Below are 14,234 nucleotides of genomic sequence, written 5' to 3'. Positions count from 1 at the left end.
GGATGACAGGTCGAACCTTCTACTGTCTGACGCCGCAACGCAACCTTCGTGGCGAGGGAGCTTGCTCCCGCTGGGCTGCGCAGCAGCCCCCGGAAGAACTGGGCAGGCCTGGCTGAAATACCGAGGAAAGCTCAGGGCTACTTCGTAGCCCAGCGGGAGCAAGCTCCCTCGCCACAAGGGCCGGCAATGGGCTTCAGTGAAACTTCTGTCCGAGCCCCGCCGGTACGCCTTCGATAGTGGTTTCTTCCCACGGGCCGTTCGGGCTGACGGAGCGGCTCCAGCCGTTGTTCCAACGATAATAGGTGCGCTGGCGATAGAACGTGTTGGGCTGCTTGTCCAGCACATAGACCCCGAGCTTGGCGTCCCAGTGGCTGTTGCCGCCTGGTGGTGGAGCGAAACTGGCGGAGGTGCGCGGCAGCGGCTTGGCCGGTTTGTTCGGGGTCACGGGTTTGCCGGGCGCGGTCGACGGGCCTGGTTTGGTGGTCGGCGTCGAAGGCGGAATCGGTGGCAATGGCGCCGAAGGCTCCGGTGGGCGCTGGACCGCACAAGCGCTCAGGCCCAGGACGAGGGTGAGCAGGGTCATACGAGCGATGGCGGTCATGGTGCGAATTCCTGTCATTGGTCCGGACTGTCGATAATCAATTGTTGTAGCGCCGTGGTGCTGCTCGCCAGGGGCTGGCTGCGACCGATCCACTCGCCGGCGGTGGGTTGGCCGGCTCGGGAGATGCGCGCCACCAGTTGGACTTCAGGGAAGTTCGACAGTTTCAGCTGCGGCATCATCGCATCAGCGTCACCCAGCTCGACGCTGGCCGGCAGGTCGGCGACGGTCAGGCGCCTGGCCGCTAACGGCGCGGGCGGGCCAGACACGGCGCGAGCGAAAATGAACACGCTGTCGCCCGGCTGCACCTTGGCTTTGAGGGCCGGATCGAGCTCGACACGGACCTTGAGCAGCGCCGTAGCCTTGGCGACTGGCGCCTGGGCAACCTTGCCACCGTTGGCTTGCAGTTTCTCGGTGGCGCGAGTGATGCCCCCCTGCAACGCCTCCCGCGACTTGTCGCCTTCGGGCAACTGCGCCAGCAGGCGGCCCCAGTAATCGATCGCCTCCTGATAGCGCTCGCCTTCGAACGCGGCGATGCCCAACAGGCCGAGGCTGGTGACTTCCTTCGGATCGAGCTTCAGCGCCTCGTCGGTGAGGGCCTGGACCTTGTCCGACCACTTCTTGCCGTCGGCAAAATACTGGGCCTGGGCCCACTGTCCGAGCAGCTCGGGCTGGCGGCCGGCCAGTGCCACGGTGCGCTCGAAGATCTTTGCCGCATCCGCCGGCCGATCCTGCGCCATGTAGGTCCGCCCGAGGAAATACAAACCTTCGGCGGAATCCGGTTGTGCCGCCACCGCGCGCTCCAGGCGCAAAGTCATTTCTTCCATGGACTTGGGCGCCTGGGCGAATTCACGGGTCAGCTCGACCTTGTCGCTTGCGCCGAAATGCAGGTACAGCGCCAGGCCCAATACCGGCACCAATACCGCCGCGAGCAGCGGCAACGGCTTGCCCAGTCGCGATTCGCGCGGCGCCTCGGCGCCCTCGGTGTCGGCGAGCAACTCACGGGCGGCCTCGGCGCGACCGGTGTCCAGTTGCGCGGCGTTGAGCACGCCCTCCTCCCGCTCGGCCTGCAGTTCGGCGACGCGCTCCTGGTACAGCGCCACGTTCAGCGCAGTACGGTCTTCTTCCAATTGGGCGCGGCGGCCACGCAACACGGGGATCAACAGAAAACTCAGGGCAACCAGGAGAAGCAGACCTGCGGCGAGCCAGAAATCAATCATGCTTGGTTTTATCCAACAGTTGGTCGAGGCGCTGGCGCTCTTCGACAGAAAGCGTGTCCGGGGCGGCAGTGCGCTGGACCCGGCGGCGACGCACGATCACTGCGATGACGACGAAACCACCGAGCAGCAGCCCGGCGGGGCCGAACCAGAGCAGCGCGGTCTTGGAAGACAGCGCCGGGTTGTAGCGCACGAACTCACCGTAGCGATCGACCATGAAGTCGATGATCTGCTGGTTGTCCTTGCCCTCGCCGAGCATGCGGAAGATCTCCTTGCGCAGGTCGGCGGCAATCGGCGCGTTGGAGTCGGCGATGTCCTGGTTCTGACACTTGGGGCAGCGCAGTTCCTTGGTCAGTTCGCGAAACCGCTCGCGCTCGGCATCGTTGGCAAATTCGTAAGTGTCGATGGCGGCGTGGGCCACACCCGCCAGGCTCAAGCCGAGGACGGCAGCCGCTAACCAGCGCCTCATGGCTTGGCCTCGTCCACCAGTGCCTGATATTTGCCGGCCAGCTTCTCGCGCCAGACCTGCTCGTCGATCACCCCGATGAACTTGTCCCGGATGATGCCCTTGGCGTCGATAAAGAAGGTTTCCGGCGCACCGTAGACGCCCAGGTTCAGGCCGAGGGTGCCCTCCTCGTCACGGATGTCCAGTTGATACGGGTTGTGGAACTCGGCAAGCCACTTCAAGGCATCGGCATTGACGTCCTTGTAGTTGACGCCGTAGATCACCACGCCGTTCTGGGCCAGTTTGTTCAGCACCGGATGTTCGACCCGGCAGGAAATGCACCAGGTGCCCCACACGTTGACCAGCGCCGGCTTGCCCAGCAGGTCGGCGCGAGTCAGCGTCTTGTCGCCTTGTACCGATGGCAGGGAGAACTCCGGAAACGGTTTGCCGATCATCGCCGAGGGCAATTCGGACGGGTTCAGGTAAAGCCCGCGGTACAAGAACACCGCCATCACCAGAAACAGCGCCAGCGGCAACACCATCAACCAACGTTTCATGCAGTGGCTCCCGTCACGCCCAGGGCTTCGCGCACCCGGGTTTTCACTTTGACCCGATAGCGTCGATCCAGCGCAGCCAATACGCCGCCCAGGCCGGTGAGCAGGCCACCGAACCAGATCCAGCGTACGAACGGCTTGACGTGGACGCGTACCGCCCAGGCGCCATCACCGAGGGGTTCGCCCAGCGCCACGTAGAGGTCGCGGGTGAAACCGGCGTCGATCCCGGCTTCGGTCATCACCGAGTTCTGTACGGTGTAGAGGCGTTTTTCCGGGTGCAGCACGGTGATCTGCTGGCCGTCGCGAATGACCCGTACGGTGCCTTTGTCGGACGTGAAGTTCGGACCTTCGAAATGCCTGGCGCCCTCGAAAACGAACTGATAACCGCCCAGGTCCATGGACTCGCCCGGTGCCAGGCGCAGGTCGCGTTCGGCGCTGTTCTGGCTGGACAGCACCACACCGAGGGCGCAGACGGCGATCCCCAGGTGGGCGAGTTGCATGCCCCAGTAACTGCGGGTCAGGGTCGGCAGGCCTTTGACAAGACCTTTATGGCGGGTCTTGTCGAAAATATCCCGCACGCCCGCCAGCAATACCCACGCCGCCAGCACGAATGTCGCCAGCACCGCCCAGTTGAAATCGCCATAAGCGATGCCCGCCACCACGGCCAGGGCGGCGGTGCCGAGCAGCACCGGCGTGAGCATGCCCAGCAGCCATTTGACCGGCGTGTCCTTCCAGCGCACCAGCATACCGATCGCCATCACCACCATCAGGATCGCCATCAGCGGAATGAACAATGCGTTGAAATACGGCGGGCCGACCGACAGCTTGGCGCCGGACAACGCATCGAGCACCAGCGGATACAGCGTCCCGAGGAGGATCATGGACGCCGCCACCACCAGCACCAGGTTATTGCCCAGCAGCAGGGTTTCCCGGGACCAGAGGTTGAAGCCGACCTGGCTTTTCACCACGGGTGCACGCAGGGCGAACAGCGTCAGCGAACCGCCGACCACGAACAGCAGGAACATCAGGATGAATACGCCACGCTCGGGGTCCGAGGCGAAGGCATGCACCGAGGTCAGCACGCCGGAGCGCACCAGGAAGGTCCCGAGCAGGCTCAGCGAGAAAGCCGCGATCGCCAGCAGCACGGTCCAGCTCTTGAACACGCCGCGTTTTTCGGTGACGGCCAGGGAGTGGATCAGTGCTGTGCCGACCAGCCATGGCATGAAGGAGGCGTTCTCCACCGGGTCCCAGAACCACCAGCCGCCCCAGCCGAGTTCGTAATAGGCCCACCACGACCCGAGTGTGATGCCGATCCCGAGGAAGGCCCAGGCGACAATGGTCCATGGCCGCGACCAGCGCGCCCACGCGGCGTCGAGGCGACCACCGAGCAAAGCGGCGATGGCGAACGCGAAGGCCACGGAAAAGCCGACGTAGCCCATGTAGAGCATCGGCGGATGGACGATCAGACCGATGTCCTGAAGCAACGGGTTGAGGTCGCGGCCGTCCATCGGCACTTGCGGCAGGATGCGCTCGAACGGGTTTGACGTGAGGATCAGGAACAGCAGGAACCCGATGCTGATCATGCCCATCACCGCCAGCACCCGAGCCAGCATCACTTGCGGCAACTGTCGGGAGAACACTGACACCGCGAAGGTCCAGCCGGCAAGAATCAACGCCCAGAGCAGCAACGAACCTTCGTGGGCACCCCACACCGCGCTGAATTTGTAGTACCAGGGCAAGGCGCTGTTGGAGTTGCTGGCGACATAGGCCACGGAAAAATCGTCGGCCATGAACGCGTAGGTCAGGCAACCGAACGCGAACAGCATGAACGCAAACTGCCCCCATGCCGCCGGCTGGGCGAGGCTCATCCACAAGCGGTCGCCACGCCAGGCGCCGAGCAACGGCACAACCGCCTGGACCAGGGAAAAACACAGGGCCAGGATCATCGCCAGATGGCCCAGCTCAGGAATAAACAGACCGGCATTCATCGATCAACCCTCCTTCACGGGAGCGGGAGCGGGCGCCGACTGGCCGCTGTCTTTCAGGGCCTTGGTCACTTCCGGCGGCATGTATTTCTCATCGTGCTTGGCCAGCACCTCGTCGGCCACCACCACGCCATCGGCGTTGAGTTTGCCCAAGGCAACGATGCCCTGCCCTTCGCGGAACAGGTCCGGGAGGATGCCGCGATAGGTGATGGTCACGGTCTTGTTGAAGTCGGTGACGTTGAACTTCACGTCCAGCGAATCACCGGAACGCACCAGCGAGCCCTGCTCCACCATGCCGCCAGCGCGGATGCGCGTATCCTTGGGCGCTTCGCCATTGGCGATCTGGGTCGGGGTGTAGAACAGGTTGATGTTCTGTTGCAAGGCGCTGAGGGCGAGGCCGACCGCCGCACCGACGCCGACCAGGATCGCCAGGATGATGACAAGACGTTTTTTGCGCAGCGGATTCACTGACCGTTCTCCCGACGCAGACGACGCGCCTCTTGTTGCAGATACCGCTTGCGGGCCAGGATCGGCGCCGCCACGTTGAGGGCCAGCACCGCCAGGCAGATGCCATAGGCTGACCAGACATACAGGCCGTGATGGCCCATGGCGAGGAAGTCGCCGAATGACGCAAAACTCATCGAGCGGCCTCCAGGCTGTTCTGCACTTCGGCTTTCACCCAACTGGCCCGGGCTTCGCGCTTGAGTACTTCGAGGCGCATGCGCAGCAGCAGCACCGCGCCGAAGAAGCAGTAGAAACCCAGCACGGTCAGCAGCAGCGGCAGCCACATCTCGACCGGCATCGCCGGTTTTTCGGTGAGGGTAAAGGTCGCGCCCTGGTGCAGGGTGTTCCACCACTCCACCGAGTACTTGATGATCGGGATGTTGATCACGCCGACGATCGCCAGTACCGCGCAGGCCTTGGCCGCGCTGTCACGATTGCTGATGGCGTTGCCCAGCGCAATAAGACCGAAGTACAGGAACAGCAGGATCAGCATCGACGTCAGTCGTGCATCCCAGACCCACCACGAACCCCAGGTCGGCTTGCCCCAGATTGCCCCGGTGACCAGCGCCACGGCGGTCATCCAGGCACCGATGGGCGCTGCGCATTGCAGCGCGACGTCGGCCAGCTTCATCTTCCACACCAGCCCGACCACACCGCAGATCGCCAGCATCACGTAGACCGACTGGGCGAGCATCGCCGCCGGAACATGGATATAGATAATGCGAAAGCTGTTGCCCTGCTGGTAGTCCGGCGGCGCGAAAGCCAGGCCCCAGACCAGGCCGATGCCGATCAGCAACAGGGCGGCGATACTCAACCAGGGCAGCATCTTGCCGCTGATGCCGTAAAACCACTTGGGTGAGCCGAGCTTATGAAACCAGGTCCAGTTCATTGCAGTTTCCATCACGGTTGCGGCTCGTCTTCACGAGCCGCCAGGTCAGCCTTCGCTTCCAGTGGAAGTGGTCAATTCCTGACCAGGCCGCATTATTATTCGCCGACGCTGATCTTCAGGCCAGCGGCTATTGCAAAGGGTGTCAGGGTTATCGCCAGGGCGGTCAGGCTCCCGAGCCACAGCAGATAACCGGTTGCCGGCAGGCCTTGCAGCGCCGCTTGCAAGGCGCCACTGCCGAGGATCAGTACCGGTATGTACAGCGGCAGGATCAGCAGCGCCAGCAACAAGCCGCCACGCTTGAGCCCTACCGTCAGCGCCGCACCCACCGCGCCGAGCAGGCTCAGCACCGGGGTGCCGAGCAACAGTGACAACAGCAGCACCGGCATGCACGCGGCGGGCAAGCCCAGCATCATCGCAAGCAGCGGCGAGAGCAGCACCAGCGCCAGGCCGGAAAAAACCCAGTGTGCCAGTACCTTGGCCAAAACCAGAAGGGCCAGGGGGTGCGACGAAAGGACCCACTGTTCCAGGGAACCGTCTTCGAAATCACTGCGGAAAAGCCCGTCCAGCGAGAGCAGGACCGACAAAAGCGCGGCCACCCAGACCAGTCCCGGCGACAAGGTTTGCAACAATTGAGTCTCCGGACCGACCGCCAGCGGGAACAGCGCGATGACGATCGCAAAAAACACCAGCGGATTGGCCAGTTCAGCCGGACGCCGACATAGCAGGCGTGCTTCACGGGCAAGCAACAGGCCAAAGACGCTCATACCGCCCAGTTCCCCAGGTCAATGCTGCGATAGCCGGCGGGCATCCGGGTCAACGTGTGATGGGTCGTCAACAACACCATGCCGCCGCTCTCGCAATGCCGGGCCAGGTGCTCTTCGAGCTGTGTGACGCCCTGCTTGTCCAGTGCGGTGAAGGGTTCGTCGAGAATCCACAGCGGCGGGCTGTCCAGGTACAACCGGGCCAGGGCCACGCGGCGCTGCTGGCCGGCCGACAGTGTGTGGCTGGGCACATCCTCGAAACCCTTCAGACCTACCGCCGCCAGGGCCTGCCAGATCGCCTCGCGACCGGCCGGCCGGTGCAAGGCGCACAGCCAGCTGAGGTTTTCTTCCGGCGTCAGCAGGTCCTTGATACCGGCGGCATGGCCGATCCAGAGCAGGTTGCGGGCCAGTTCGCTGCGCTGGCTGTCCAGGGGCTGGCCGTTGAGCAGCACCTGGCCTGCGGTGGGTTGCATCAACCCGGCCAGCAGGCGCAACAGGCTGGTCTTGCCGCTGCCGTTGGGGCCACTGACTTGCACCATATCGCCACGCGAGAGTCTCAATTCGAGATTTTCGAAAAGCAGCCGCAGGTCTCGCTCGCAGGCGAGGCCGATGGTTTGCAAGAGAGGACTGGTCAAGGGATCGCGGGCCTTATACGGTTCAAGTCGGCAGTGCAGCGGCCGTTAAAGTGATGCAGCATAGATGCATTGACGGCCCGTTCCACAGAGCTGCGTCAAACAAATGCAAGATTTTCGCCGCTCTCTGGAAGGCGGGCGGCATTATACATGTGAAGCCTCGCTCCAAAGAGCGCTGATTTCCCCAAGGTAAGACCGCAGATGACAGGCGACATGAACATCCCGCCGCTGCCCCAGCCCACGGCAACGACACGTATGCCGGCAGTGACTGGCGAGCTGCTGAAGTTGCTGGCGCCGGCCGAGGGGCTGATCGGCCCGGGCCAGACAGCCAAGGCCGAGGTGTTGTCACTCAAGCAGGCGGACCAGGCCTTCCAGCTGTTGCTCAAGCTGACCCTGGAAAGCGGCCGGCAGGCCACGGTGCAGGCCACCAGCGCCCAGCCGTTGCCGCAAGGCACCAGCCTGGCCGTGACCCAGCCGTCCGCCAGCAACCTGGCGATTGCCGTGCAACAGGCCGTCGCCTCCAGCGTCGCCACCTTGACGCGCATCGACACCGCGCAGCTGCCGGTGGGCACGTTGCTGCAAGGCAAGGTGCTGACCAGCCAGGTGCTGCCGCAGTTGCCAGGGCAAGCGGCGGTATATCGCTCGCTGGTGAGTTTGCTCAACACCGTCCAGGCCGGCAGTACCCTGGACATCGACAGCCCCCAGCCCCTGCGCATCGGCACGTTGTTGAGCGCTCAGGTGCAGGATGTGCAGACCTTGAAGTTCGTCCCCCTGAGCAACCGCCAGGAACAATTGGCGGTCAGCCAGCAGCTGGTTACGCAGGTGAGCCGCCAGGGTTCGCTGGACAGCTTGCTCACCGCCCTGCAAAACCTTCCCGCCAGCGAAGACGCCGGCTCCGAGCTGCGCGCGGCGGTAACGCGCCTGTTGGCCGGTCTGCCGGACGTCCAGCAACTGAGCACACCCAAGGGCCTGGCCCAGGCCATGGTCGCCAGCGGCATGTTCCTGGAGAGCAAACTCCTCGCCGGGCAGCCGCCGAGCCTCGCCCCGGACATGAAAGGCGACCTGCTGAAACTGATCGCCCAACTGACACCGGCCCTGCCCGCTTCCACCAATCTCAGCGCCATCATCGCCGCCAACACCCTGGCCCAGGCGCTGCCCAACTTCGTGCGCAGTGCCTTGGGGATGCTTGGCCAGGTCAGCGCCAAGCCGCAACCCACGAGTTTTCCGCTGCCCTCACGCCTGCTCAAAGGCCAGGACGAAGAAGGCGATCTGGAGCACCTGTTGCGTCTGGCCGCAGCCGCTGTCTCGCGCCTGCAAAGCCACCAGTTATCGAGCCTGGAGCAGACCGGGCTGACCGACGATGGCCGGCTGATGAGCACTTGGCAGTTGGAGATCCCGATGCGCAACCTGCAGGACATCGTGCCATTGCAGGTCAAGTTCCAACGCGAGGAAACCCCTGCCCGGGAGCAGCCGGACGAGCGCCGCGAACCACGCGAAGCGAAACAGCAACTGTGGAAGGTCGAGCTGGCGTTCGACATGGAGCCGCTGGGCCCGTTGCAGATTCAGGCCCAGTTGCTCGGCGGCAGCCTGTCCAGCCAGCTGTGGGCGCAAAGGCCGTACACCGCAAGCCTGATCGAAAGCAACCTGACCGCCCTGCGCGAGCGCCTGGTGACATGCGGGCTGAACGTCGGCGACCTGGATTGCCACCTCGGCACCCCGCCCCAGGGGCCCAAGACCCGACTGGATCAACGCTGGGTGGACGAAACCGCATGACAACCCATACCGAACCCCGCCAGGCCATCGCACTCAAGTACGACGGCCACCACGCCCCCACCCTCACCGCCAAGGGCGACGAAGCCCTGGCCGAGGAAATCCTGCGCATCGCCCGGGAAAGCGAAGTGCCGATCTATGAAAACGCCGAATTGGTGAAATTGCTGGCGCGGCTGGAGTTGGGCGACAGCATCCCCGAGGAGCTGTACCGCACAATCGCCGAGATCATTGCCTTTGCCTGGAACCTGAAGGGCAAATTCCCCCAAGGCTTCGACCCCCACGCGCAGGATGTCGAAAAGGACGTGACGGACCGCGGGGATGATTACTGATCAGCAACGACGCTACCCCCGTGGCGAGGGAGCTTGCTCCCGCTCGGCTGCGCAGCGGCCGCAAAAGCCTGGGGCCGCTGCGCGACCCAGCGGGAGCAAGCTCCCTCGCCACGGGGTCTGGGTTGAAATGACTATTTCTGAACATCAGAAAAACCTGTGGGAGCGAGCTTGCTCGCGAAGGCGTCCGGTCAGTCAGCATCTTTATTGACTATCACGCCGCTTTCGCGAGCAAGCTCGCTCCCACACAGAAGTCGCGGAACACGGGAATGGTTACTGACCAGCAACGGGGGTAGGAATGACTATTTCTAAACGCCAGAAAAACCTGTAGGAGCGAGCCTGCTCGCGAAGGCGTCGGGTCAGTCAGCATCTCCATTGACTGTCACACCGCTTTCGCGAGCAGGCTCGCTCCCACACAGAAATCACGGAACACGGGAATGGTTACTGACCAGCAACGGGGGTAGGAATGACTATTTCTGAACGCCAGAAAAACCTGTAGGAGCGAGCCTGCTCGCGAAGGCGTCCGGTCAGGTCAACATCTCCATTGACTGTCACACCGCTTTCGCGAGCAGGCTCGCTCCCACACGGACGTCGCGGAACACGGGGATGATTACTGACCAGCCACGACGCTACCCCCGTGGCGAGGGAGCTTGCTCCCGCTGGGTCGCGCAGCGGCCCCAGGCTTTTTGCGGCCGCTGCGCAGCCGAGCGGGAGCAAGCTCCCTCGCCACGGGGTCTGGGTAGGAATGACTATTTCTGAACGCCAGAAAAACCTGTGGGAGCGAACTTGCTCGCGAAGGCGTCGGGTCAGTCAACATCTTTATTGACTGTCACACCGCTTTCGCGAGCAGGCTCGCTCCCACAGGGTTCAGGGGGAGAAATAGCTTCAGCCGCCCTTGTGCAACTTGCTCATCAATTCCGCTTCGGCCTGCGTCAGACCACACGCCTGGGTCAGTTCGTCGACGCTGGCGCCCATGCCGACCAGGCGGGCGGCCTGGGCGAAGGACAGGCTGGAGGGGTCGCGCTGTTCCAGCTGCGCCAGTTTGTCCGGCAATGGCCCGACCACGGCACGCAGCTCATGGAGCGCTTCGCCCATGCGCACGGTGCCGTTCTGATAGTCGTCGACGCGCTTGGCCAGGTCGCGGATGCGCTGATCGCGCAGCGCATCGCCCTGGGCCTGCTGAGCGGCGATCTGCCGCTGGCCGCGTATATAGGACACGAACATTGCCAGCGTGCCTGCCCAGAAAAGGAACAGGACAATGACTGCTACCTCAAGAATCAAATCAGATACTCTCCAGTTCCGACCACTCTTCTTCGCTCATCATCTTGTCCAGTTCAACCAGGATCAGCAACTCGTTGTTCTTGTTGCACACGCCCTGAATGAACTTGGCGGACTCTTCGTTACCGACGTTCGGCGCGGTTTCGATTTCCGACTGACGCAGGTAAACCACTTCAGCGACGCTGTCGACCATGATGCCAACCACTTGCTTGTCGGCTTCGATGATGACGATCCGGGTGTTGTCGCTGATCTCGGCGTTCATCAGGCCGAAGCGTTGACGGGTATCGATCACGGTGACCACGTTGCCACGCAGGTTGATGATCCCCAGCACATAGCTTGGCGCACCTGGAACCGGGGCGATCTCGGTGTAGCGCAGCACTTCCTGAACGCGCATCACGTTGATGCCGTAGGTTTCGTTATCGAGCTTGAAGGTCACCCATTGCAGAATCGGATCTTCAGAACCCTTTTGAGACGACGCCTTATCATTCATACCCTGACCCCTCGAAAAACCGCCTGTGGCGGTGTGTGTTCTGTCCGGCGGCGCCCTGCGCCCCCGGTTGTCCTATTTCGGTTTCTGGACCGGCTTGCTGCCGCCCAGGTGTTTTGCCCCGCCGCTGGCGATCAGCTCCGCCAGTTCGGAAACGTCCAGCAAGGCGCACATGTGTTCGATCACCGTACCGGCCAGCCATGGCCGTTGTCCTCGATGGCTGCGCCATTTGATTTCGTTCGGGTCCAGGCGCAGCGAACGGCTGACCTGATGCACCGCCAATCCCCACTCGTAGCCTTGCACTGAAATCACGTATTGCAGGCCCTGGCGAAAATCATCGCGATAACGGTCCGGCATGACCCAGCGCGCGGTGTCCAGCACCTTCAGGTTGCCGGCCTGGCTCGGCAGGATCCCGAGGAACCATTCCGGCTGGCCGAACAACGGCGTCAGTTCCTGCCCCGCCAGGGAATAAATCGATCCCAGGCACACCAGCGGCACCGCCAGGGTCAACCCGGCCACATCGAACAACAGACACTCGAACGGCTCGGCGGCCCAGGCCGGACGGTCGTCGCCCTGCACCGGCGGCGGTGTGTTGCTCGGCGGCGGCAAGTGGATTTCCACTACCGGCCTCACCAGGCCCTGCAACAACGGTGCAACGGTCGAGACCGGCGCCAGGATCGGCGCGGGCGCTTCCATCACGGCCACCTTCGGCTTGACGAGCGGCGCCTCGACCGCTGCGGCAGTCATGGAAATCCGTGCATCACGGGCCTGCTCTTCGAGCACGGCCGCCTGGAACTCGTCCAGTACAGCTTCAGCTTCAGCTTCGACGACGGGCTCGGGCAACGCCTCGGTCGCGCTCGGCGGCGCTGGCAATTCTTCGGTCGCTTCCTGCAAGAGCCCGTCCAGGTAGGACTGCAAGGCCAGTTGCGGACGCGAGGTTGTCTTGATCGGGCGGTTCATGAGAACTGTGCGCCACATGAAAAGGTTATCGGCATGGATACGTCAGGACTTGAGCGCCCGCAAGCAAGCACAACGGCTGTGGAAAACTTCGTCACTTCAAGCCACCTGCTGCGGAACGAGCTGCTGGGCCAGCAAATGTTTGAGAAGCGCGCGATAGGCCAGGACGCCACGGCTCTTGCCATCGAATTGCGAAGGGGTCACGCCGGCGCGGCTGGCATCGCGCAGACGCGTATCGACCGGGATATAACCTTGCCAGATGTCCTCGGGGTACATATCGCGCAACACGCGCAGGGTACCGAGGGACGCCTGGGTGCGACGGTCGAACAGGGTCGGCACGATGTTGAACGCCAGGGATTGCTTGCGCGAGCGGTTGACCATCGCCAGGGTGTTGACCATGCGCTCCAGGCCTTTGACAGCCAGGTGTTCGGTCTGCACCGGTATCACCAGTTGCTGGCTCGCGGCCAGGGCGTTGACCATCAGTAACCCGAGCAATGGCGGGCTGTCGATGATTGCGTAATCGAAATCCTGCCACAGCTGCGCCAGACTCTTGGCGATCACCAGGCCCAGGCCGCCCTGCCCGGGCGACTGGCGCTCCAGGGTGGCCAGGGCCGTGCTCGAGGGCAACAGGGAAATCCGCTCGTCACTGGTAGACAGCAACAACTGGCCCGGCAAGCCCTCGGGCACGCTGCCCTTGTGCAGGAACAAGTCGTAGTTGCTGTGCTCCAGGCTATCGGGATCGTAGCCGAAATAGCTGGTCATCGAGCCGTGGGGGTCCAGATCGACGATGACCACGCGCTTGCCCGCCTCGGCCAGCAAACCGGCTAAAGCGATGGAGGATGTGGTTTTGCCCACACCACCTTTTTGATTGGCGACTGCCCAGACTCTCATTCGGATCGTTCCTCCCGGTCGAAACGGGTTCGACCGAGAAATAGCTCGGTTATAAAGCCGGTGACGGAGAATTGACGGCGTTCTGTCTTTCCGGCGACTTGACCGGGGTCGGTGCAGTTTGTGTGCCAGCCCGCTTCAATGCCGCATCGGGTTTTGCATTGGCGGTGCCGGTACCGGTCAGGCTGCGCCGGACATCAAGGTTACGCGACACCACCAGCACTACCCGCCGGTTGCGCGCGCGCCCTTCGGCGGTGGCATTGTTTGCCACCGGCTGGAACTCGCCATACCCCACCGAGGCCAGGCGTCCGGGATTGACGCCCTGCATGGCAAGCATGCGCACGATGCTCGCCGAACGGGCCGACGACAGCTCCCAGTTGGTCGGGTACTGCGCGGTGCGGATCGGCTGGTCATCGGTGAAACCTTCGACGTGGATCGGGTTGTCGAACGGTTTCAGGATCGCCGCGACCTTATCGATGATATTGAACGCCATGTCGCTGGGCATCGCGTCGCCGCTACCGAACAGCAGGCTGGAATTGAGCTCGATCTCGACCCACAACTCATTGCCGCGCACGGTCATCTGGTTGGAGCTGATAAGGTCGCCGAACGCCGCGCTGATGTCGTCGGCAATGCTTTTCAACGGATCGCTGCCACCGGCAATGCCAGCATCAACCTGCTCGCTGTCCTTGACCAACGGCTTGGCCGGGGTCGTCGTCTTCGGGCGTTCGTCGCCGATGGGAATCGGCTTGAGAGCACGGTCCGAATCAGTGAAAACGCCAATCAACGCTTCGGAAATGACCTTGTACTTGCCCTCGTTGACCGAGGAGATCGAATACATGACCACAAAAAAGGCAAACAGCAACGTGATGAAGTCGGCGTAGGAAACCAGCCAGCGTTCATGGTTGACGTGTTCTTCACGATGTCTGCGACGTGCCATGTTCCA

17 protein-coding genes are annotated in these 14,234 nt (G+C 63.1%); 2 read left to right on the top strand and 15 right to left on the bottom strand.

From position 1 onward, the window contains the following. Positions 1–193: 193 nt before the first annotated feature. The 10 genes from J3P96_RS08560 to ccmA all read right to left on the bottom strand — a co-directional run bounded on the left by J3P96_RS08560 (position 194) and on the right by ccmA (position 7,588). Complete coding sequence (locus tag J3P96_RS08560; protein WP_305499657.1) at positions 194–601, bottom strand: hypothetical protein; 408 nt, start codon at positions 599–601, stop codon at positions 194–196. Between the two features lie 14 nt (positions 602–615). Then, complete coding sequence (gene ccmI, locus J3P96_RS08555; RefSeq protein ID WP_434656501.1) at positions 616–1,818, bottom strand: c-type cytochrome biogenesis protein CcmI; 1,203 nt, start codon at positions 1,816–1,818, stop codon at positions 616–618. Then, positions 1,811–2,284 (bottom strand): cytochrome c-type biogenesis protein, encoded by a 474-nt coding sequence (locus J3P96_RS08550; protein ID WP_434572677.1) that lies wholly within the window; start codon positions 2,282–2,284, stop codon positions 1,811–1,813. The genes ccmI and J3P96_RS08550 overlap by 8 nt, the downstream gene beginning before the upstream one ends. Further along, positions 2,281–2,817 carry a DsbE family thiol:disulfide interchange protein gene (locus tag J3P96_RS08545; protein ID WP_095963989.1) on the bottom strand — a complete coding sequence of 179 codons (537 nt, stop codon included), beginning with the start codon at positions 2,815–2,817 and terminating at the stop codon, positions 2,281–2,283. The genes J3P96_RS08550 and J3P96_RS08545 overlap by 4 nt, the downstream gene beginning before the upstream one ends. Next, entirely contained in the window at positions 2,814–4,802 is a 1,989-nt protein-coding gene (locus J3P96_RS08540; protein WP_434656500.1) for a heme lyase CcmF/NrfE family subunit, read from the bottom strand. Before J3P96_RS08540 ends, J3P96_RS08545 begins: the two co-directional genes overlap by 4 nt. Before the next feature lie 3 nt (positions 4,803–4,805). Next, positions 4,806–5,267, bottom strand: coding sequence for a cytochrome c maturation protein CcmE (ccmE, locus tag J3P96_RS08535; protein WP_434572675.1), 462 nt, complete (start codon positions 5,265–5,267; stop codon positions 4,806–4,808). After that, positions 5,264–5,440, bottom strand: a complete 177-nt coding sequence (gene ccmD, locus J3P96_RS08530; protein ID WP_007939192.1) for a heme exporter protein CcmD — start codon at positions 5,438–5,440, stop codon at positions 5,264–5,266. Before ccmD ends, ccmE begins: the two co-directional genes overlap by 4 nt. Beyond that, positions 5,437–6,192 carry a heme ABC transporter permease gene (locus J3P96_RS08525; protein WP_434656498.1) on the bottom strand — a complete coding sequence of 252 codons (756 nt, stop codon included), beginning with the start codon at positions 6,190–6,192 and terminating at the stop codon, positions 5,437–5,439. Before J3P96_RS08525 ends, ccmD begins: the two co-directional genes overlap by 4 nt. Before the next feature lie 95 nt (positions 6,193–6,287). Next, complete coding sequence (ccmB, locus tag J3P96_RS08520; protein ID WP_434572671.1) at positions 6,288–6,956, bottom strand: heme exporter protein CcmB; 669 nt, start codon at positions 6,954–6,956, stop codon at positions 6,288–6,290. Continuing rightward, on the bottom strand, positions 6,953–7,588 hold the full coding sequence (gene ccmA / locus J3P96_RS08515) for a cytochrome c biogenesis heme-transporting ATPase CcmA (RefSeq protein WP_434656496.1): 636 nt from the start codon (positions 7,586–7,588) through the stop codon (positions 6,953–6,955). Before ccmA ends, ccmB begins: the two co-directional genes overlap by 4 nt. Before the next feature lie 198 nt (positions 7,589–7,786). On the opposite strand from ccmA, the gene J3P96_RS08510 reads away from it, so the two are divergent. Then, a complete protein-coding gene (locus tag J3P96_RS08510; RefSeq protein WP_434656495.1) occupies positions 7,787–9,358 on the top strand; it encodes a flagellar hook-length control protein FliK in 1,572 nt (523 codons plus the stop codon). Further along, entirely contained in the window at positions 9,355–9,684 is a 330-nt protein-coding gene (locus J3P96_RS08505; RefSeq protein ID WP_434572665.1) for an EscU/YscU/HrcU family type III secretion system export apparatus switch protein, read from the top strand. Before J3P96_RS08510 ends, J3P96_RS08505 begins: the two co-directional genes overlap by 4 nt. A gap of 882 nt (positions 9,685–10,566) precedes the next feature. Here the strand turns inward: J3P96_RS08505 and J3P96_RS08500 are convergent. From J3P96_RS08500 to motD, 5 genes are all read right to left on the bottom strand, one after another. Then, entirely contained in the window at positions 10,567–10,962 is a 396-nt protein-coding gene (locus tag J3P96_RS08500; protein WP_434601459.1) for a DUF2802 domain-containing protein, read from the bottom strand. Position 10,963: 1 nt separating this feature from the next. Further along, positions 10,964–11,449 carry a chemotaxis protein CheW gene (locus J3P96_RS08495; RefSeq protein ID WP_003199144.1) on the bottom strand — a complete coding sequence of 162 codons (486 nt, stop codon included), beginning with the start codon at positions 11,447–11,449 and terminating at the stop codon, positions 10,964–10,966. Positions 11,450–11,521: 72 nt separating this feature from the next. Next, positions 11,522–12,406, bottom strand: coding sequence for a chemotaxis protein CheW (locus tag J3P96_RS08490; RefSeq protein ID WP_434656494.1), 885 nt, complete (start codon positions 12,404–12,406; stop codon positions 11,522–11,524). Positions 12,407–12,502: 96 nt separating this feature from the next. Then, entirely contained in the window at positions 12,503–13,294 is a 792-nt protein-coding gene (locus tag J3P96_RS08485; RefSeq protein ID WP_434656493.1) for a ParA family protein, read from the bottom strand. 49 nt (positions 13,295–13,343) lie between these two features. Continuing rightward, positions 13,344–14,228, bottom strand: coding sequence for a flagellar motor protein MotD (motD, locus tag J3P96_RS08480; protein WP_434572659.1), 885 nt, complete (start codon positions 14,226–14,228; stop codon positions 13,344–13,346). Positions 14,229–14,234 lie beyond the last annotated feature (6 nt).

Source organism: Pseudomonas sp. R3-56 (genome assembly GCF_051132075.1).
GTDB lineage: Bacteria > Pseudomonadota > Gammaproteobacteria > Pseudomonadales > Pseudomonadaceae > Aquipseudomonas.
The sequence above is the reverse complement of the archived record's forward strand: the minus strand, read 5'-3'. Positions and strand labels throughout refer to the sequence as shown.

Bases quoted from the DNA above. Each gene is read 5' to 3' on its own strand.
- J3P96_RS08560 (WP_305499657.1), bottom strand. From the start codon at position 601: ATGACCGCCATCGCTCGTATGACCCTGCTCACCCTCGTCCTGGGCCTG.
- ccmI (WP_434656501.1), bottom strand. From the start codon at position 1,818: ATGATTGATTTCTGGCTCGCCGCAGGTCTGCTTCTCCTGGTTGCCCTG.
- J3P96_RS08550 (WP_434572677.1), bottom strand. From the start codon at position 2,284: ATGAGGCGCTGGTTAGCGGCTGCCGTCCTCGGCTTGAGCCTGGCGGGT.
- J3P96_RS08545 (WP_095963989.1), bottom strand. From the start codon at position 2,817: ATGAAACGTTGGTTGATGGTGTTGCCGCTGGCGCTGTTTCTGGTGATG.
- J3P96_RS08540 (WP_434656500.1), bottom strand. From the start codon at position 4,802: ATGAATGCCGGTCTGTTTATTCCTGAGCTGGGCCATCTGGCGATGATC.
- ccmD (WP_007939192.1), bottom strand. From the start codon at position 5,440: ATGAGTTTTGCGTCATTCGGCGACTTCCTCGCCATGGGCCATCACGGC.
- J3P96_RS08525 (WP_434656498.1), bottom strand. From the start codon at position 6,192: ATGAACTGGACCTGGTTTCATAAGCTCGGCTCACCCAAGTGGTTTTAC.
- ccmB (WP_434572671.1), bottom strand. From the start codon at position 6,956: ATGAGCGTCTTTGGCCTGTTGCTTGCCCGTGAAGCACGCCTGCTATGT.
- J3P96_RS08510 (WP_434656495.1), top strand. From the start codon at position 7,787: ATGACAGGCGACATGAACATCCCGCCGCTGCCCCAGCCCACGGCAACG.
- J3P96_RS08505 (WP_434572665.1), top strand. From the start codon at position 9,355: ATGACAACCCATACCGAACCCCGCCAGGCCATCGCACTCAAGTACGAC.
- J3P96_RS08495 (WP_003199144.1), bottom strand. From the start codon at position 11,449: ATGAATGATAAGGCGTCGTCTCAAAAGGGTTCTGAAGATCCGATTCTG.
- J3P96_RS08490 (WP_434656494.1), bottom strand. From the start codon at position 12,406: ATGAACCGCCCGATCAAGACAACCTCGCGTCCGCAACTGGCCTTGCAG.
- J3P96_RS08485 (WP_434656493.1), bottom strand. From the start codon at position 13,294: ATGAGAGTCTGGGCAGTCGCCAATCAAAAAGGTGGTGTGGGCAAAACC.
- motD (WP_434572659.1), bottom strand. From the start codon at position 14,228: ATGGCACGTCGCAGACATCGTGAAGAACACGTCAACCATGAACGCTGG.